Source organism: Tamlana flava (assembly GCF_041287255.1).
Lineage (GTDB): Bacteria > Bacteroidota > Bacteroidia > Flavobacteriales > Flavobacteriaceae > Tamlana > Tamlana flava.
The window spans coordinates 646,778-667,870 of record NZ_JBGGTX010000001.1; the positions used below are offsets into that span (position 1 = coordinate 646,778).

14 protein-coding genes are annotated in these 21,093 nt (G+C 36.4%); 8 read left to right on the top strand and 6 right to left on the bottom strand.

The window, feature by feature from the left end:
- Positions 1 to 4: 4 nt before the first annotated feature.
- The 4 genes from ACB104_RS02755 to recR all read right to left on the bottom strand — a co-directional run bounded on the left by ACB104_RS02755 (position 5) and on the right by recR (position 4,089).
- On the bottom strand, positions 5 to 781 hold the full coding sequence (locus ACB104_RS02755; protein ID WP_370476750.1) for an exonuclease domain-containing protein: 777 nt from the start codon (positions 779 to 781) through the stop codon (positions 5 to 7).
- A gap of 83 nt (positions 782 to 864) precedes the next feature.
- Positions 865 to 2,208 (bottom strand): dihydrolipoamide acetyltransferase family protein, encoded by a 1,344-nt coding sequence (locus ACB104_RS02760; RefSeq protein WP_370476751.1) that lies wholly within the window; start codon positions 2,206 to 2,208, stop codon positions 865 to 867.
- Between the two features lie 85 nt (positions 2,209 to 2,293).
- A complete protein-coding gene (locus tag ACB104_RS02765; protein ID WP_370476752.1) occupies positions 2,294 to 3,397 on the bottom strand; it encodes a glycosyltransferase family 2 protein in 1,104 nt (367 codons plus the stop codon).
- A 74-nt stretch (positions 3,398 to 3,471) separates the two neighbouring features.
- Positions 3,472 to 4,089, bottom strand: coding sequence for a recombination mediator RecR (gene recR, locus ACB104_RS02770; protein WP_370476753.1), 618 nt, complete (start codon positions 4,087 to 4,089; stop codon positions 3,472 to 3,474).
- A 97-nt stretch (positions 4,090 to 4,186) separates the two neighbouring features.
- Between recR and ACB104_RS02775 the strand changes: the two genes are divergently transcribed.
- A complete protein-coding gene (locus ACB104_RS02775) occupies positions 4,187 to 5,635 on the top strand; it encodes a sodium:solute symporter (RefSeq protein WP_370476754.1) in 1,449 nt (482 codons plus the stop codon).
- Here the strand turns inward: ACB104_RS02775 and ACB104_RS02780 are convergent.
- Entirely contained in the window at positions 5,606 to 5,965 is a 360-nt protein-coding gene (locus ACB104_RS02780; RefSeq protein WP_370476755.1) for a CoA-binding protein, read from the bottom strand. The two genes, ACB104_RS02775 and ACB104_RS02780, sit on opposite strands and share 30 nt — an antisense overlap.
- Before the next feature lie 147 nt (positions 5,966 to 6,112).
- Here ACB104_RS02780 and ACB104_RS02785 point away from each other — a divergent pair, with 147 nt between their 5' ends.
- Positions 6,113 to 8,584, top strand: coding sequence for a TonB-dependent receptor (locus tag ACB104_RS02785; protein ID WP_370476756.1), 2,472 nt, complete (start codon positions 6,113 to 6,115; stop codon positions 8,582 to 8,584).
- A gap of 474 nt (positions 8,585 to 9,058) precedes the next feature.
- On the opposite strand, the gene ACB104_RS02790 is transcribed toward ACB104_RS02785, so the two are convergent.
- Positions 9,059 to 10,063, bottom strand: a complete 1,005-nt coding sequence (locus ACB104_RS02790; RefSeq protein ID WP_370476757.1) for a 3-oxoacyl-ACP synthase III family protein — start codon at positions 10,061 to 10,063, stop codon at positions 9,059 to 9,061.
- Between the two features lie 158 nt (positions 10,064 to 10,221).
- Here ACB104_RS02790 and ACB104_RS02795 point away from each other — a divergent pair, with 158 nt between their 5' ends.
- The 6 genes from ACB104_RS02795 to ACB104_RS02820 all read left to right on the top strand — a co-directional run bounded on the left by ACB104_RS02795 (position 10,222) and on the right by ACB104_RS02820 (position 21,036).
- Positions 10,222 to 12,654: an alpha/beta hydrolase family protein gene (locus tag ACB104_RS02795; protein WP_370476758.1), complete on the top strand. Its 2,433-nt coding sequence runs from the start codon at positions 10,222 to 10,224 to the stop codon at positions 12,652 to 12,654.
- A gap of 140 nt (positions 12,655 to 12,794) precedes the next feature.
- Complete coding sequence (gene htpG, locus ACB104_RS02800; RefSeq protein ID WP_370476759.1) at positions 12,795 to 14,705, top strand: molecular chaperone HtpG; 1,911 nt, start codon at positions 12,795 to 12,797, stop codon at positions 14,703 to 14,705.
- A 237-nt stretch (positions 14,706 to 14,942) separates the two neighbouring features.
- Positions 14,943 to 16,244 (top strand): OmpP1/FadL family transporter, encoded by a 1,302-nt coding sequence (locus ACB104_RS02805; protein ID WP_370476760.1) that lies wholly within the window; start codon positions 14,943 to 14,945, stop codon positions 16,242 to 16,244.
- Between the two features lie 120 nt (positions 16,245 to 16,364).
- Positions 16,365 to 19,475 (top strand): beta-galactosidase, LacZ type, encoded by a 3,111-nt coding sequence (gene lacZ, locus ACB104_RS02810; RefSeq protein WP_370476761.1) that lies wholly within the window; start codon positions 16,365 to 16,367, stop codon positions 19,473 to 19,475.
- A 198-nt stretch (positions 19,476 to 19,673) separates the two neighbouring features.
- Positions 19,674 to 20,285: a YkgJ family cysteine cluster protein gene (locus ACB104_RS02815; protein ID WP_370476762.1), complete on the top strand. Its 612-nt coding sequence runs from the start codon at positions 19,674 to 19,676 to the stop codon at positions 20,283 to 20,285.
- Positions 20,286 to 20,400: 115 nt separating this feature from the next.
- Complete coding sequence (locus ACB104_RS02820) at positions 20,401 to 21,036, top strand: MOSC domain-containing protein (RefSeq protein WP_370476763.1); 636 nt, start codon at positions 20,401 to 20,403, stop codon at positions 21,034 to 21,036.
- Positions 21,037 to 21,093: the final 57 nt, after the last annotated feature.

Here is a 21,093-nt window from a genome sequence, read left to right on the forward strand (position 1 = left end):
GAAACTACCCTAGCTTATTATTAAAACTTCTCAATTTAATAGCCGTTAAAACCTTTTTTGTGTACAGTGGAAAATCAGCATTAAGCAACCAACCAAAATAACCTGGTTCATTTTCCAATACCTCGGTAACTAACTTACCTTTGTGTTTTCCAAAAGAAAAACACTCTTCTCCTTTTTTATTATAGGCAATAAAGCCGGCAAAATCGGCAAACTTTTTTCGTGCACTGAACTCTGCCAAAAATTTGGCATTGTTCTCAAGTTCGTCGTACATGGCGACTTGGGCCTTCAGAACTTCGTAAGTTGCTTTGGTATCCGCTTCGGCAGCGTGAGCATTATTCAAGTTTTCATTGCAATAAAATTTATATGCTGCACTTAGGGTACGTTGTTCCATTTTATGGAAAATAGTCTGTACATCAATAGCCAATCTGTTTTTCATATCAAAATCAACCTCTGCCCGCAACATTTCCTCAGCCAACAAAGGAATATCGAATCGGTTCGAATTAAACCCTCCCAAATCGGAATCCTTAATCATATTATAAATGTCCTTGGCAAGTTCCTTAAACGTAGGCTCATTGGCTACTTTTTCATCGGTTATACCATGAATGGCCGTAACTTCTTTAGGAATTGGCATTTCAGGATTCACCAACCAAGTTTTGCTTTCTTCCGTTCCGTTTGGATAGATTTTTAAAATTGAAATTTCAACAATTTTATCTCTGGTTATGTTGACCCCTGTAGTTTCTAAATCGAAAAAACATATGGGTTTTGTTAGGTTTAATTGCATTTTAAGGTTTTATGTTTTGCTAAAATAAAAAATCCAACCATCATAATAAAAAGGCTGGATTCTTTAAACTAATAAACTGGCTTTTAAATCTCTCTATTGGTATCCCAAGCTTCTAAATAATCTTTTACAGCTTTCACAAACATACCGCCAAGTGCCCCATTTACGACGCGGTGGTCGTATGAGTGCGATAAGAACATTTTATAACGAATGCCTATAAAATCGCCTTCAGAGGTTTCTATTACTGCTGGAACTTTTCTAATTGCGCCCAAGGCTAAAATGCCTACTTGTGGCTGATTGATTATAGGTGTTCCCATAATGCTTCCAAAAGACCCCACATTGGTTACTGTATAGGTTCCGCCCTGAACTTCATCAGGTTTTAATTGATTCAAACGTGCACGATTTGCCAAATCGTTAACTTTTTTAGTCATGCCCACTAAATTTAACTGATCTGCATTTTTTATGACAGGCACAATAAGGTTTCCATCGGGTAATGCTGCAGCCATCCCCAAATTGATATTTTTCTTTTTAATGACGGAAGTTCCCTGAACTGAAATATTCATCATAGGATAATCGCGAAGTGCTTTGGCAACAACTTCCATGAAAACAGGCGTAAAGGTTAGGTTTTCACCTTCACGTTTCATGAAAGCGTCTTTCACCTTATTTCTCCAATTCCATATTTTAGTGACATCGGCTTCAATAAAACTTTGGACATGCGCTGAAGTTTGAACAGAATGAACCATATGTTCTGCAACAAGTTTGCCCATTCTAGTCATTTCAATAATTTCATCTTCGCCACTCGATAAAACAGGTTGTACAGTTTCTTTTGGCTTTTCAACTTTTGGTTGTTGAATTGACTGGGCCTCAACAGTTTTAGAATGAGTTATTGTTGACGCTTGCCCCTGCCTTTCTGCACCGTTTTCAATGTAATCTAAAATATCATTTTTAGTTACACGCCCATCTTTACCGGTTCCTTTTAGAGCATCCAACTCCTGTTGCGAAACTCCTTCTTGTTTGGCGATATTTTTCACTAAAGGCGAATAAAACCTGTCACCACTAGAAATTACCGGAGCAATTGTTTCTTTGGCTTTTGTTATGGATTGGGTTAACTGTTCAACAGCCCTTTCTTCTTCTTTTGAAACCATTGGGGCACCTTCCTCAACAGAATCGACTTCTGCTTTATCACCACCCTTAGTCTCTATAATCGCCAACACTTGGCCAACCTGCACAACTTCATCAACATTAAAAAACTTTTCCACTAAAACACCATCAACTTCACTGGGTACCTCACTATCTACTTTATCTGTAGCAATTTCCAGAATGGGGTCGTCCATTTCAATAGTGTCTCCAACTTCTTTTAACCAAGATGTTATGGTTGCCTCAGCAACACTTTCTCCCATTTTTGGTAATTTCAGTTCAAATTTTGCCATATCTACAACGTAACGCCTTTTTTATTTAATTTCTTTTGCAAAATTACTAAAAAACAATATTTATTTTAAAATGTTATCAATAAATCTACTCTAACATTATAACTTCACCCCTGCTAAAACCGTCATCGCTACCAACAAGAAAATTTGAACCCTTTGGTAGAATTTTATAGGTAAGCTGTTTGGTTTTCTTAAAATTGCACTCCATCGCTTCTATCATCTCTTTATAGGCTATTTTATTTCCATCAAAAATAACTTCGGTACCATTTTCAAATTCACCAATTTGTGTCTGCAAACTTGGTAAACCAGATAAAACATGTGCTACTCGTTCATCTATCTTATCTGATATAAAAGCATAAGCACTGACATTCTTAATTTTTTCTGGCCTTACTTTCCTTAAAAAATAGGCCATTTTTATTCCAAGCCAAACAAACATATCAAATAAAGGATTGGTTTTGAAGTGTTTTGAGTAAAAAATTTGCATGGCTCCAAAAAATCTTTTAGCATATGATTTATCTTTTAAAGTACTTTCTCCCTTAAAATGAATGGCTGTTATGGCTCCAAAATAATAATTATCATATCCAGATTTTAAAATTCTGTACGATAAATCTATGTCTTCACCATACATGAAATAATCTTCATCAAAACCACCCACCTCATTGTAAACTTGGCGCTTTAAAAACATGAATGCCCCAACCAATATATCTATTTTGCCAATTTCATTTTGCCCAATATGATTGGCGTAGTATTCTGAAGGATTGCCGAATATTTTCTTAACCGCCGCTCTTACATACGGTATATTGCGCTTGCTCTCAGGTAAAAACAAACCTCCACCATTAATTAATTTACAGCCTACCGCCCCAAGTTTTGTTTTTGATTCTGCAAACGCCAGTAATTTTTCAAAAGTGTCTTCGGCGACCACAGTGTCAGGGTTCAAAATGCACAAATACTTACCTTTTGCTTTTGAAACCCCAGCGTTATTCCCTTTTGAAAATCCTAAATTATCTTTATTTTCAATAAGATTGACTTGTGGAAACAAATCCTTTACCATTTGGCAACTGTCGTCCTCAGAATCATTATCAACAACAATTATTTCAGCATCCAGATTTGTTATGGCTGACTCAACACTTTTTAAGCAAAGCTCTAAAAAATGGCGTACATTATAATTTAAAATGACTATAGAGAGTTTCACGAAAGGCAATTTAGTGTAATCGATTAATCGAAATTAAGATAATTTAAGAAGATACCCTGTTTTTTCATAATCGATTAGGATTTCAAAGAAGATTCAAAAGGCACTCTATTAATAATACTTCGGCCTAACGTTATTTCATCGGTATATTCTAATTCATCACCAACAGAAATACCTCTTGCAATTGTGGACGTTATGATGTTGAAATCTTGAATTTGTTTGAAAATATAAAAATTGGTGGTATCTCCTTCCATGGTAGAGCTCAAAGCAAAGATAAGCTCTTTAACACTGCCCGATTTCACCTTTATAACCAAGCTATCTATGTTTAAATCGTGAGGACCAACACCGTCCATTGGTGAAATTTTTCCTCCCAAAACATGGTACAAACCTTTAAAGGAACTTGTGTTTTCTATCGCCATAACATCCCTAATATCTTCAACAACACAGATAATATCTTTGTTTCTGCTAGAGCTTGAACATATTTCACAAAGTTCAATATCACTAATATTATGACATGATTTACAGAACTTTACTTCGTTGCGCATGGTTTGTAATGCGTGGGCAAGCACATTGGTTTGTTCCTTGGGCTGTCTTAACATGTGCAAAACCAAACGTAAGGCTGTTCGTTTACCAATGCCCGGTAATTGTGACATTTCATTAACCGCGTGTTCCAATAGTTTTGAAGAAAATTCCATAGCCGCGAAATTAACACTTTTTGACTCAAATTCAACAACAAAATAGCTTTGCACCCTTAACTTATTTTGTATTTTGGCGAAATAAACATAGGGTTTTATGACTGCTACTCAAATACTATTACTAATCGCCGCCTACTTTACAGTTTTAATTTCAATATCCTATTTTACTGGAAAAGAAGACTCTAACGATGCCTTTTTTAAAGCGAACAAATCGGCTCCTTGGTATTTGGTTGCTTTTGGTATGATTGGGGCATCATTGTCTGGAGTAACCTTTATTTCTGTCCCCGGGGCTGTCGAAGCCAAACAGTTTGGCTACTTACAAGTTGTTTTTGGTTATTTTTTTGGGTATTTGGTGATTGCCTATGTGCTTTTGCCTATTTACTACAAACTCAACCTAACTTCTATTTACACATATTTAAGAGACCGTTTTGGGAATGTGAGTTATAAAACCGGCTCAGTAGCTTTTTTAATTTCCAGAATTGTTGGTGCTTCATTCAGACTTTTTTTAGTGGCAAAAGTGCTTCAACTTTTAATATTTGACCAATATGGTGTTCCGTTCACGGTTACCGTTGTAATCACCATTGCACTGATTTGGCTGTACACCTTTAAAGGCGGTATAAAAACCATAATTTTTACCGATACATTGCAAACACTTTTTATGTTGGTTTCTGTGGTAATAACTATCCTGTTTTTGGCAAACACACTGAATTTAAATGGTATATCAGAAATTTATAGCAACGTTAAAGAGAATGCTATGAGCAAAGTGTTTTTTTGGGATGACGTTAATGATGCCCAATATTTTGTAAAAAGTTTTCTTGCTGGTATGTTTATCACCATTACCATGACGGGCTTAGACCAAGATATGATGCAAAAAAACTTAACGTGTAAGAACCTAAAAGAAGCGCAAAAAAACATGGTTTCTTTTAGTGTGATATTGATTTTTGTTAATATCCTTTTTCTTGTTTTGGGTTTACTTTTAACCCAATATGCCAATCAACATGGAATTACAGCCAAGAAAGATGATTTGTTTCCAACCATTGCCATGCTACCCGAAATTGGTGTAATGACCTCGGCCTTTTTCCTTTTGGGACTTATAGCTGCGGCATATTCAAGTGCAGATTCGGCCTTAACCTCACTTACAACTTCTTTTTGCATTGATATTATTGAACTTGATAAAAAACCAAAGGAAATTCAAAAGAGTATTCGAAAGCGTGTTCACGTTTTTATAAGTGCCATTTTAGTAATTGTAATTATACTTTTTGATGCCATTTTTAAAGATGTTTCTGTAATTTGGGAGTTGTTCACGGCTGCAGGTTATACCTACGGACCATTATTAGGATTGTTTGCATTTGGCATATTTACCAAACAACAACTTAAGGACAAATATGTTTGGATAATTGCGATTATTGCCCCAATTGTCTCCTATTTTATAAATGAATTTTCAGTTGATTTATTGAATGGCTACCAAATAGGTTTTGAAATTTTAATCATCAATGGGCTTCTCACCTTTTTAGGTTTAATATTGATTCGTAGCAAGCAACACTAACGTACAAGCTTCTTCAAACGGAATATTTTTATCTTTTAAAATTCTGTAAAACTCAGTGTTTTCTGTTCCTGGATTAAAAATGACGCGCTGTGGATTTAACGAAATAATATAGTTATAATACTGTTGCTGGCTTTTTGCTTTCAAATATAATGTTACCGTATGTATGCTTTTATAGGGCATGAGTTCTGTATCAATTGGAATTCCTGCAACTTCTCCTTTCTTTAAACCAAACGCAACAACTTCAACATGGTTCGCCACCAACCGCTGTATGGCGTAGTTGGAATATCGATTGCGTTTTAGCGAAGCACCCAGCACCAAAGTCTTTTTCATCTTTTTAAATTAAAATAAGTATTGACAGCCAAATTCCCATTATGGACTTTGTATGTTAAAATGCTGTTAATTGTCCTAAATATAGTAACAAGTTTTAAAGTTCATCGTCTTGTTAATAATCATCAATCAAAAAATCAATCAAATCAAATGAAAAGAGTTCTCTTTTTGTGCCTAATATTGTTTTCAATTTCCATTAAGGCACGCACTAAAAATTCCGACCCAGAAAACGCAAAATTAGGCATCATAACCGGTACGGTTTTAGACGCCGCTTTACAACAACCCTTACCCTATGTTAATGTAATCATCAAAAATCCTTCAGGCGAAACCGTCACAGGTGGAATAACTTTAGACAATGGTACTTTTATCATCGAAAAAGTTGAAGAAGGCAGCCTCATTGTTAGCATTCAATATATCGGTTATAAAACAATTAACAAAAACATTGCAGTTGAAAAGAACAACTACAAAATAGATTTAGGAAATATTTTTCTTGAAGAAGAAGCTGAAGGTCTGGATGCAGTTACCGTTATAGCAGAAACCTCAACCATACAACAAAAGGTTGACAGAAAAGTGATTACTATTGGAAAGGATTTGGCAGCCACTGGAAGTGCCTCAGAGCTCATGGTTGGCATTCCATCTGTTAGTCTTGATGCACAAACAGGAGATATTAGCCTACGCGGAAACCAAAATGTTCGTGTTATGGTTGATGGTAAACTATCCAACATCCCAACGGCTCAGTTGCTTAAGCAAATTCCTTCTACCGCTATCAAATCCATAGAATTAATTACCAATCCTTCTGCCAAATATAATCCAGAAGGCATGAGTGGTATTATCAATATAATACTTCATAAAAATACGTTGATTGGCTTTAATGGCGATGTTAGCGTAGGCCTTACCCAGCAAATTGAAGCAAAATTCAATAGTGCTGTCAACTTAAACTACAGAAACGGAAAGTTTAATTTTTACGGAAGCTACAGCAACAATATTTCCAAATACCAAAATAGAGGAATTGTTAACAGACCAGAAAACAATTCGGAGCAGTTCTTTAAGTTTTTAGATAAAAGAAATTCCCATCTTTTTAAAGTTGGAATTGATTATTACCTGGATGAAAAAAACATGCTATCTGTTTTCACCACCCAGAACCCTTCGGTAAATAGTACCCGGGGAAAAACAGATGCTTTCTTTTACGATGACCCCTCTTTTAATCAAAGTCAACTTTTTCTATCGGAAAGTGACAATACTTCATCGCAATACAACTTTGACTACAAGCACGATTTCTCAAAAGACGGACACAATATAGAATTGGAAGTAGATTACAATGATTTTATTGATGACCGACCAGCCGATTTTATTTTCCTTTTAGATTCCAATGAAGACTACACGGATTTTAATGACACCTATCGAAAAAGTACCACTATAAACTTAGATTATGTAAATCCGCTTAGTGAAAGTTCAAAATTAGAATTGGGTTTACAAGCCCGACTGTTTAATTCAGATATAAAATATGCCTCAACAGGGCAATCTTTTAATGCCAATGGTATTTTTAGACCCACACCTAGCACAAATTTTGATTATACCAGAGATATTTACTCGGGCTATGCCACATTTAGCAAAGAAATTGGAAAGTGGTCCTATCAAGTTGGTATGCGTGCTGAAAATGTGAAAGAAGATGCTTTGGCGCTTTCGTCGGAAGCGGAGAGCACCGAAACCTTCAAAAATGACTATGTTCAAGTATATCCATCTGCATTTTTAACCTATACCGCTTCAGAAAAAAACTCCTATCAATTGAGTTATAGCCGTCGTGTTGATCGCCCCGGAATTGATCAGGTTAACCCGATAAAAGAATGGAGCACACCGCTTGTTTCATCGTACGGAAACATTAACCTTAAGCCACAATTTACGAACTCTATAGAAGCCAATTATACCCGCACTTTAAATGAACGTAGAGGAACCGTAACAGCTGGTGTGTTTTACAGAAGAATTACAGACGATATTAACCGAGCCCTATTTATTGACAGAACTGATGTTACTTCTGGCCGTGTGATATTGACCCATGATAATTTTGATGATACTTCTGCCTATGGTTTTGAACTTTCATCAAATTACAGACCAATAAAATGGTGGAACATAAACTCAAGTTTCGATTTATATTCCCAAGTTAATAGAGGTATTGCGGAAAACTTAACGGCTCCAATAGAAACCGCTACGATAAATGATATTGAAACCAAAATAGACGAAGTTGACAATGTTGCTTGGAACTTCAGAATCTACAATAACTTCAGTTTAAGCAAAACTATATCGTTGACGGCCTTTGGCTTTTATCGCGGAAAGAACAAAAGCATACAAATATTAAGAGAGCCCATGTATTTTGTAAACTTAGGTGCCCGTATTGGTTTTGCCGAAGGCAAAGGAACTTTTAGCTTCAACTACAATGACATTTTTAATACCATGGAGTTTGCATTTAATGGCGCTAAACCATTTCCGCAAATTGGTGCCTTTAATTGGGAAAGCAACACATGGAACGTTGGCTTGTCATACAGATTTGGTGGTGGAAAGTACCGAGCAAAATCTAGAAAACAAAGAGACGATAACGTAGAACCCGGTGGTGGCGGATTCCTATAAAAAAACAATAAATTTAATGCATCGCATATTAATAGTTGATGGTTAGTGTACATGCTTGCATTAAATAAAAACCCCTAAAACTCTATAGTTTTGGGGGTTTGCTTTTATTTAAATTTGAATATTTTTTGTTAAATGTTAAAATTTTTTCTTTACACAATATAAATCAGTAACTTACGTTTTAAGTAAGTACAATCTAGCCAAACACGAAATAATAATTATTTAGAGTTAGTCATCTACACATTCAAAATTCGTATTTAAAGATTAGTATAATAAAAACTCGGAGCTTTTGGTTCCGGGTTTTTTTTATCTGTTAAAAAAAGTTAAATCTTAAACTTGTGTGCAATAATTTTGGACTTTTCACGTCTAATATACTAAGATTCTTCACATTAGTGTTAGTTGAAGTTGATTAATAGCTAGAAAAACCCGAGACTGTATAGTTTCGGGTTTTTTGTTTTTTTGATTTTCAGGAATGAATTAACACCATTTAATGATAGCACTTGCCCAAGTAAATCCGCTACCAAAAGCAGCTAAGACCACGTTGTCTCCTGGTTTAATCTTACCTTCTTCCCAAGCTTCGGTAAGCGCAATAATTACTGAGGCCGCCGTGGTGTTTCCATATTTCATAATATTGTTGAAAACTTGGTCGTCCCTCAACCTAAATTTTTTCTGTATAAATTGAGCTATCCTCAAATTGGCCTGATGCGGAATGAGCATATCAATATCTTCCTTTTTCAATCCATTTTTCATTAAACCTTCCATAATTACTTCACTAAAACGAACAACGGCATGTTTAAAAACAAATGTTCCGTCCATATATGGGAAATATGAAGTATCGTCTGGGTTTTCCAGAATTTCAGGAACCCAATGAGCAATGCTTGGCCCTTCAACCATCAATTTATCGGCATATTTTCCTTCACTGTGCAAATGAGTGGACAAAATGCCTTTGGTTGTATCTTCTTCTCTTGAAAGCACACACGCTCCTGCACCATCACCAAAAATAACGGTCACACCTCTACCTCGTGTTGTTTTATCCAATCCGTTGCTATGGTATTCTGCACCTATTAGCAATATATTTTTGTACATGCCTGTTTTTATAAACTGATCGGCCACAGAAATGGCATAAACAAAACCTGAACATTGGTTTCTTACATCTAAAGCACCAATGGTTGGCATATCCAAAATATCTTGAATTTGAACACCACAACCAGGAAAATAGTAATCTGGACTCAAGGTGGCAAATACAATAAAATCAATGTCGTCCTTGGTTAAACCAGAACGTTCAATAGCCATTTTCGCCGCTTTAGCCCCCATAACCGCAGAGGTGTCATTACTTCCTTCTTTTATCCACCTGCGTTCTTGAATGCCCGTACGTTCCTGTATCCATTCATCATTGGTATCCATCATTTTGGACAAATCATCGTTGGTTACCACGTTATCCGGAAGATATTTACCTAAACCTATAATTTTAGAATTATACATAGTCGACTCATATTTTTGTGTAACACAAGATAATCATTATAAATAATTTAAAAACTTAAATTCATTTCAAAATCAACAAATAGGTTATTTAACTTTCTTTTAGGAGCTAGAGCCTATTTATTTATCTAAATTTAGCTACGTCAAAAAAATCCTTAAAAATGAGAAAATTTGTGCTTATTGGCTTTATCCTAAGCAGTTTTTATCTTTCTTCCCAGGAAAACTTAAATTACCAGGAACCACCAAAAGAAATTTTAGAATTGGCAGAGGCACCTTTGGCTCCATCAATTAGAATGGATAGTCATGGTGAAAACATGGTGTTTTTATACCGAAGTAAATTTAAAAGTATTGAAACACTTTCTGAAACAGAAATGCGCCTTGGCGGGCTTAGAATTAACCCAAAAACCAACATAAGCAGCAGACAGAGCTATTTCAACAATATAAAAGTTCGATTGGGCAGAAAAGGGAAAGAATCCTATGTTTCTGGTTTACCAGACAGCCCGAGGCTGGCTAATTTTTCGTGGTCTTCTAACCAAAAAATGATGGCCTTCACGAATACCACCTTAAATGGTGTGGAACTTTGGGTATTGGATATTGAATCTAAAAGTGCAAAAAAAATCACTGAAGACAACCTTAATGCGAATACTGGAAATCCGTTTTATTGGTTTAATGACAATAATTCATTGTTAATAAAAACACTTTCAAAAAATAGAAAAGAGCTAATCGACACTAAAACCGCCGTACCCACAGGACCAACAATTTCAGAAAGCGAAGGAGGCTTAAAAGCACAAAATAGAACTTATCAAGATCTACTGAAAAATAAAACTGACGAGCATAATTTTGAGCAATTGGTATTATCTGAATTGCAAAAGGTTGACTTAGAAGGCAATTTGTCACCTTGGCTTAAAAGCGATATGTATAATGACGTTTCATTTTCACCTGACGGCAACTACGTTTTGGTTACCACTATTGAAAAACCGTTTTCCTATTTGGTCCCCTATTCCAGATTTCCGTCAAAAACCAAAATCTATAACAAAAATGCCGATTTGGTAACCACATTTTTAGAAGTGCCCTTAATTGAAGATCTGCCTCAAGGTTTTATGGCGGTTAGGAAAGGCAAACGTGATGTAGCTTGGCGAGGCGACAAACCCGCTACCCTGTTTTGGGCTGAAGCTTTGGACGAAGGTGATCCCGAAAAAGAGGTGCCTTTCAGGGATGAAATATTACAGCTGGATTCGCCCTTCAATGGAAAACCAAAAACTTTGCTTCATACCATCAACCGTTTTTATAACATAGAATGGGGCAACCAAACCACTGCAATTGCATATGATTATTGGTGGAATACCCGAAACCTAAAAACCTATGTTTTCAACCCTTCAAATACGGATAAAAAACCTGAAATTATTTCAGACAGGAATTACCAAGAAGTGTATAGCGACCCTGGGCGTTTTGTTACTAAAAGAAACGCTTTTGGCCGTTACACTTTAGATATTATTGAAGACAATGCCTATTTAATTGGTGATGGTTATAGCGACAAGGGCAAATTTCCATTTGTAGATGCTTTGAATTTAAAGACGAAGGAAACATCACGTTTGTACCAGTCGGCACTGACCGATAAACTTGAAGACATTTCAATGGCGCTGAATATGCAAAAAGGTGAAATATTGGTCAGGATTGAATCTAAAAACGAATACCCTAACTACTACATCAAAAACATAAAAAAACGTATTGCACCACTACCATTGACCCAATTTGAAAACCCTTTTAAAGGCATTGAAGATGTACATAAGGAAATTATTAAATACAAACGTGAAGATGGTTTAGAGTTATCAGGAACATTGTATTTACCAACAAACTACGAATCTGGTAAAAAATACCCCTTGATAATGTGGGCATACCCCGAGGAATTCAAAGATAAAAGTAGTGCAGGCCAAAACACAAAAAACTCCAACGAGTTTACCTACCCTTGGTATGGTTCTCCCATTTATTGGGTAACTAAAGGTTATGTTGTTTTAGACGATGCATCCTTTCCTATTGTTGGGGAAGGCGACGAAGAACCTAATGACACCTTCATAAAACAGCTTGTAGCAAACGCCAAAGCGGGTATTGACGCCTTAGATAATCTAGGTTATATAGACAGAGAAAGAGTTGCTGTTGGTGGGCATTCGTATGGTGCATTTATGACCGCCAATTTACTTTCGCATTCCAATTTATTTGCAGCAGGTGTTGCCAGAAGTGGCGCCTACAACCGAACCCTTACACCTTTTGGTTTTCAAAATGAGGAGCGCAATTATTGGGAAGCCCCAGAGGTTTATTACAATATGTCACCATTTATGCATGCCGACACCATGAAAACACCTTTACTATTAATACATGGTGAAGCCGACAATAATTCTGGCACTTACCCACTGCAAAGTGAACGCTATTTTAATGCTCTAAAAGGTTTGGGTGCACCTGTTAGACTGGTTATGTTGCCCAAGGAAAGCCATGGTTATGCCGCCAAAGAATCTATACTCCACATGCTTTGGGAACAAGACCAATGGTTTGAAAAGTACCTAAAACCCTCTGAAGATTTAGAGTCAGATTCAGAATAAATTATCATTCAAAATCAACGAGAAAAGCCATTTTTAAACCAAAATGGCTTTTTTAATGCCAGTTTGTCACCTTTAATTAATTGGCATTTTTGTTGCCTTAAGAGGAGCATATCATAAACAACAATAAAACATTATAAATCATGACAAAAGGAAACATTAATGTATCGGTAGAGAATATCTTTCCACTCATTAAAAAATTCTTGTATAGCGACCACGAAATCTTTTTACGTGAGTTGATCAGTAATGCTACCGATGCAACGCTTAAATTAAAACATTTAACTAGCATTGGTGAAGCAAAGGTTGAATATGGCAACCCAAAAATTGAAGTTAAAATAGATAAAAAAGGAAAAAAACTTCACATTATAGACCAAGGTGTGGGTATGACAGCAGAAGAGGTTGAAAAATACATCAACCAAATTGCGTTCTCTGGCGCTGAAGAGTTTTTGGATAAATACAAAGATTCTGGTAAAGACACCGGTATTATTGGTCACTTTGGTTTAGGATTCTATTCTGCATTTATGGTTGCAGATAAAGTTGAAATCATCACCAAATCATATAAAGATGAACCTGCAGCACATTGGACCTGCGATGGTTCTCCAGAGTTTTCATTAGAGCCTGCTGAAAAAATAGAGAGAGGTACTGAAATTGTTTTGCACATTTCTGAAGGCGAAAAGGATTTCCTTGAAGAAAGTAAAATCGGGGAACTTTTATTGAAATACAACAAGTTTATGCCTATTCCAATCAAATTTGGGACAAAGGAAATAAACGACCCCGATCACGAACCTGCAACAATCACAGATAAAGACGGCAAGGAAACTAAAGAGCCTCAAAGAAAAATTACGGTTGACAACATCATAAACAACCCAAACCCAGCGTGGACCAAGCAACCTACAGATTTAAAAGATGAAGACTACAACAGCTTTTATCGTGAATTGTACCCTATGCAATTTGAAGAGCCACTGTTCCACATTCATTTAAATGTAGATTATCCGTTCAATTTAACAGGTATTTTATACTTCCCAAAGCTATCTAACGACATGCAAATCCAGAAGGATAAAATTCAATTGTACCAAAACCAAGTATTCGTAACCGATAATGTAGAAGGCATCGTTCCCGAGTTTTTAACTATGCTTCGTGGTGTTATAGATTCACCAGACATTCCGTTAAACGTATCTCGTTCTTACTTGCAAGCCGATGGTGCCGTTAAAAAGATTTCATCATACATCACCAGAAAGGTGGCCGATAAATTAAAATCATTGTTCAACAACAACCGTGAGGACTTCGAAAAGAAATGGGACGATATTAAAATCGTGATTGAATACGGCATGCTTTCCGAAGAAAAATTCTTTGAAAAAGCAGAAGCTTTTGCGCTTTACCCAACGGTTGATGGCAAATACTATACTTACGAAGAGCTTTACAACAAAATAAAAGCAAAACAAACGGATAAAGATGATAAATTAGTGATTCTTTACGCTTCTGACAAAGATGCACAGCACAGTTACATTGAAGCAGCCAAAGCCAAAGATTATGAGGTATTATTGCTGGATTCGCCGATTGTTTCTCATTTAATCCAAAAGCTTGAAACTAGCAAAGAAAATGTTTCGTTTGCTCGTGTTGATGGCGACCATATTGACAATTTGATTAAAAAGGACGACACGTCCATTTCAAAATTGGATGAGGACCAAAAGAAACAATTGGATGAATTGTTGAAAGAAGTTATTCCTTCTGAAAAATTCATGGTACAATTGGAAGCTATGGATAGCAACGCAAATCCGTTTATCATTACCCAACCTGAGTTTATGCGTCGAATGAAAGAAATGCAACAAACAGGTGGCGGCGGTATGTTTGGAATGGGCAATTTCCCAGAAATGTACAACTTGGTGGTGAATACAAACCACGAATTGGTAAGCGAGATTTTAAACACTAAAACCAAAAAGAAACAAGAGCGTTTAATAAACCAAAGTTTGGATTTGGCGCGCTTGTCTCAAGGTTTATTAAAAGGTGAGGAGCTTACCAACTTTATCAAACGTAGCTACGAAATGATAAAATAAAAAAAATCCCTCCAAGAGGGTAATTTCATTAATAAAAACCACTTTGTTTTCACAAAGTGGTTTTTATTTTCACCCTAAGGAGAACTACTTATTCATAATGGCATTTAAAAGCCAATTCATGATATATATCATTTAAATATTTCATCGGCTACCATATTTTTGGTTTCAAATTCGAGTAGAAAAACCATGTGTTATTTTGAACTTCACACTTAAAATAATACAACTAATTATATCATTATGAAATCATTTGTACCAAAGTTTTTGTTTTTATTATTTTCTATTTCATCATTGGCTCAATCTGGACACATCATGCAAGGGGTTGGCTCGGTCAATATGTCTATGGGTGGTGCTGCAACAGCCCAACCATTGGACATTTCAGGGGCATTACAATGGAACCCTGCTGCTGTTTCCACATTTGATGGGACTATATTAAATTTTGATATTGGGCTTTTCTTTTCATCTCCTACTTTGTATTCAACGGTACCAGGTCAGCAACCAGGAACATCGGTTTCTGGAGTGACAGAAGACGACAGAGGTATTTCTCCAATGCCTGCCTTAGCTTTTGTTTGGGGCAAAGAAGGCAGTAAACACACTTTTGGTTTTTCCGCTTTTGGCATCAGTGGCTTTGGTGTTACCTTCCCAGAAAGTATGACCAACCCCATTAACATGCCCCAAAGTAATCAAGGATTTGGCAGAATTGAATCAGATTATATGCTCCTTCAAATTGGGCTTACCTATGCCTATGAAATAAGCGATAAGTTTTCAGTAGGCGTTCAACCTACATTCAACTTTGCATCCTTAGAACTCATGCCAAACCCTACTGCAAATCCTAACGGGTCTGGCTATCCGTCTACCGATAAAGCCACAGCAACAGGAATTGGGGCACAAATAGGCTTATTTTATGATAGCAAAACTGGCTTTAAAGCTGGTGCTTCTTATAAAACAACACAATATTTCAATGATTTTGAATTTAAAAATGTTTATTTAGATAATTCAACAGCCAGCAATTCATTTAATATGGATTATCCAGCTATTTATTCTATAGGATTGGGCTATTCTAAATCTGATTTTGATATAGCTATAGATTACCGTTTGGTAGATTATGAAAACACCGATGGCTTCTCTACAACAGGATGGACACAAACTTACTCAGTAAAAGGATTTGGTTGGGAAAATATAGATATTATTTCAGTCGGTGTTCAGTACAAGGGTATTGACAAACTACCACTTCGCCTAGGTTATACTTATAGCTCAAATCCTATAAATGAAGACGTGGCATTCTTCAACATTCCGGCAACAGCCATTATAAAAAATGCCTTTCAATTTGGTTTAACCTACGAAGCAAGTGAGCGTTTTTCATTAAATGCCATGTACCATCATGGTGACAGCGGCGGTAAAACATCAGGACAAATACTGAACCCTGACCCTAGTCTTATTCAAAATTACCCACCTTATGGAGCTATTCCAGGAAGTAACGTATCTTATGACATGACGACCGATTTGGTTATGGTTGGCTTTAAATACATTTTTAATAAATAAAACCATCAGATAAATCCATTTCTATATTTATTAAGAATGTATTAAACCGCTTTGTTTTCACAAAGCGGTTTTTTTTGGCGCAAGATTATAGTACATTTAAACAAAATTCAGAATTACCACATGAAATCATTAAAAATCCTTTTCCTTTTATTCTTTCTATCTCAAAACATTATTGGCCAAAATGATTGGGAAAACCCAGAAATCTTCAAACAGAACAGAGAAAATGCCCATGCATCATTTTACCCTTATTCCACTCATGAGAGCGCAATGAAAAGTGCCCCTAAGGAAGAAGAGTATATTCAGTTTTTAAATGGGAAATGGAAATTCCAATATGCATCTAAAGCGTCAGAAAGGAATCTGGATTTTTATAAGGTCAATTATGATGATAGCACTTGGGATGAAATTCCTGTGCCAGGAAACTGGGAAATGTACGGGTACGGTTATCCCAATTATACCAATGCAGATTATCCTTTTGATAGAAATCCACCATTTATAAATGAAGCTCAAAATCCAGTTGGGTCCTATATTACCTACTTTAATTTACCTGAAACATGGAACAACCGTGAAATCTATATCCAATTTGGTTCAGTGAAATCGGGGTACTACATCTGGGTGAATGGCGAAAAAGTTGGTTACAGTCAAGATTCTAAGTTGCCTTCAGAGTTTAATATAACACCTTACTTAAAAGCTGGAAAAAACAAAGTTGCCGTACAAGTATTCCAATTTACTGATGGAAGCTACCTAGAAGACCAAGATTTTTGGCGCTTATCTGGTATTCAAAGAGATGTTATTTTATTGGCCAGGCCCAAAACACACATTAATGATTTCTTTGCAATTGCATCACTTGCCAAAAACTACGAAAACGGCATATTTAATCTAGAGGTTGATATAAAAAACACCCAGAAAAAGAAAGGAAAATATTCTATTGCCTATCAAATATTAGATGATTTAGGGAATCAAATTGATGGCAACCAATCTTCTTTCGAACTGGGTAAAGGCACCAAAAAGATTAATTTCAGTGCTGAAATTACCAACGTTAAAAAATGGTCTACCGAAACTCCCAACTTATACAAACTAGTTTTAAGCCTGAATAACAAGAAAGGAGAATTGATAGAAGCTACCGCCATTAAAATCGGGTTTAGAACTTCAGAAATTAAAGGTGGGCAACTCTTAGTAAATGGCAAACCTATTCTTTTGAAAGGCGTAAATAGGCATGAACACAATCCTTATCACGGACATGTGGTAAACGAACAGGACATGATAGCCGACATCAAAACGATGAAGCTATTTAACATTAATGCCGTTAGAACATCCCATTACCCAAATGACCCTACTTGGTATAGGCTCTGCGATGAGTACGGACTATATGTTTATGATGAAGCCAATATCGAGTCGCATGGTATGGGGTACGAACCAAAACATACGTTGGCCAACAATCCTGCTTGGAAAGCAGCGCATGAAGAACGAATAGTCAATATGGTTGAAAGAGATAAAAACCATCCATCGGTTATTGTTTGGAGCATGGGAAACGAAGCCGGCACAGGACCAAACTTTTTAGCGGGCTATAACGCCATAAAAAAATTGGATACCAGCCGCCCGGTACATTATGAACGCGCCGAAAGAATGACCGATTTAAAAGAACGGCACACAGATATCCAAGGCTTTATGTATGCGGAGATTGAATATATAAAAAACAGATGGTTGGAAACAGATAAAGAACGCCCTTTTATTTGGTGTGAATATTCACATGCCATGGGCAATAGCAATGGCAATTTTCAGGAGTATTGGGACTTGGTTTATTCACATCCACAACTGCAAGGTGGTTTTATATGGGATTGGATGGATCAAGGTTTGGCCAAATACGATGAACATGGTAAAAAATTCTGGGCTTATGGCGGTCATTTTGAGCCTGAGGGTGTGCACCACGATGGCAACTTTTGTTTAAACGGTATTGTTGACCCTGACCTAAAGCCACACCCTGCGCTATTTGAGATAAAAAAGGTTTACCAAAATATTAAGTTCAAAAATATTGATGCCTCAAAAGGACTGATAAGTATAAAAAATGATAATTTCTTTACAAATTTGGATGGCTACATGGTTAAATGGGAACTTTTAGCCTATGGTACCGTTGCCAATTCTGGGGAACTTAAGCCCGTGGGCATTGCACCGCAATCTGAAAAAGAGTTTACCATAGAATTTTCGTTGCCCGACAACAATAAAGAATACTTTCTAAATCTTTATGCCGTTCAAAACGATTTCAATTATTTCATTCCGTACGGCCATATCGTAGCCTCAGAACAGTTTGGGTTAAATGAATTTGTACCAGCCGCAAATAAATTGGAAAGTTCTGCTCCTATCAGTTCATCAGAAGATGAAAACAAAATAATCATCTCTGGGAATACATTTAACGCTAGTATTTCTAAACAAACGGGAATGTTAACTTCATACATGCTCAATGGCTACGAATTGATAAAAACACCTTTGGCATTGGATTTTTGGAGAGCCCCCACCGACAACGATTTTGGAAACAAGCTTCAGGAACGTGCTGAAATTTGGAAGCAAGCCGCCCATGAATTTGTTTTGAAGGATGTTGAAACCAAAAAGATATCAAAATCAGAGGTTATGGTGAGCACAACGTTCCACATCCCAAAAATTGATGGCAATGTTTCCATTGCTTATACCATAAAAGGAAATGGACAAATAGATGTCAATTATAGCTTTGAAGCGAAAAAAGAGGATTTACCTGAAATTCCGAGAATTGGTTTAAAACTTCAGCTCCCCAAAGAATTTGATAACTTAAGCTACTACGGTCGAGGGCCATGGGAAAATTACATAGACCGGAACACAGCAGCTTTTGTTGGACTTTACAACTCTAAAGTTGCCGACCAATATGTGGCATACAACCGACCACAGGAAAATGGGCATAAATCGGATGTACGTTGGCTGAGTTTAAAAAATCAATACGGATTGGGCCTAAAAATTATTGCGAATAAAGAAGTTTTGGAGTTTAATGCATTGCATAATAGCACTTCCGATTTTGACCCCGGAAAACAAAAATTACTAAGAACAACAGCAGATATTACCGAAAAAGATTTTGTTGAACTTCATATTGACCATAAAATGATGGGCGTTGGTGGTGACAACAGTTGGGGTGCAAAACCACACCCCAAGTACATGTATTACGCTAATCAAGTTTATAATTTTAGTTTCACCATAATGCCCGAAAACTAAAGCATTTGAATTTAAAAGACATTACAGAATCACTGATTTCATCCTAATAACAAAAGAAACATTGGCCGAATTCATGAAGACATAAACCACTAAACCCCAATTGCTTATATTTTAATTTTTTCTAAAAAAAAGAAATCGACAGCATAACAACCAATCGAAAAATAAATTACATTCGCGAAAAATATCGAGGCGTCATTTATGTCCATAGAGCGAAAAGTAAAGTTGATAGAAGGTCTATTCGAGCAACTTGATTCAAAAATCTTTACATTTCAAAATAAAACAAAATTGCAATGCATATCGGGCTGTGGCCAATGCTGCAACAACCCCACTATGGAAGCTTCGCCATTGGAGTTTTTACCATTGGCATTTCATCTGTTTTTGACTGGAAAGGCCGAAACCACACTTAAAGAATTGCAGAGCAAACAAAACCCGAGCATTTGCCACATTTACAATCCATTAAACATAGTTGATTATGCTTCGGGGCAATGCAGCAACTATAAATATCGTGGACTAATATGCAGGCTTTTTGGATACGCAGCGTCAAGGGATAAATACGGTAAAGAGCGTTTGGTTACTTGCAAAATCATTAAAGAAAACCAACAGGGTATTTACCAAGATACCGTGGAGGCCATTAACAACGGCCTGTATGTACCCATGTTTACAGACTACTACATGCAGTTGGCACAAATAGATTTTAAGTTGGGAAACATGATTGTACCCATAAACAAAGCCTTAAAACTGGCCATTGAGGAAGTGCTGCAATACTACGTCTATAGACCTTTCCCGGGTGGGTTGGAAACGGTTGCTTAATTTTTTTTAAAACCGAAACGTAGAATATTGACTTTGTAAAAAATTTCAACTACCTTCGTTTAACGACTGATATAAGTCATTAAAACGGCGCATATCATCGCATTAAACGAACTCCATGCAAATCACCTCAACCAACATAGCACAACCCAAAACCATTATTTGGAGAAAAAAAGAAGTGGTTACCGGTATTTACAAAACCCCAACCAATGCCCCTATTTTTTTGGGCAAAAATGATGTAAAAGATGATGAAGTGACCGATAGAAAATACCATGGTGGCGAGTTTAAGGCCTGTTATTTGTTTTCTGAAGATTATTACGGCTATTGGAAAAACCTTTACCCCAATTTAGATTGGAATTGGGGCATGTTTGGCGAAAACCTAACTGTTTCAGGCTTGGACGAAACACAGATTTTTGTTGGCGATATTTATAAAGTAGGAGAAGCCAAAGTGCAAATAACCCAACCACGCGAACCCTGTTTTAAATTGGGTGCGAAATTTGGCAACCAAAACATTTTAAAAAAATTTATAGTATGCGGCCACCCGGGTACCTATATTCGGGTTTTGGAAGAAGGCTTTGTAAAACCTGGCGACAAATTTACGCTTACTGAAAGACCTGAAAACAGCCTAACAACGGCGCAATTGTATCATTTAATTTTTGCGAAAAACAAAGATAAAGACTTACTAAACCTGGCAGCAAAAAACAATGCTCTACCCGAACGTGCACGAAAAGAATTTATGAGCTTTTTAAAATAGATTTTTTCATTTTCCACCGCAATTTGTCGCCCTTTTAAAATCATTTTTTTTGTATCT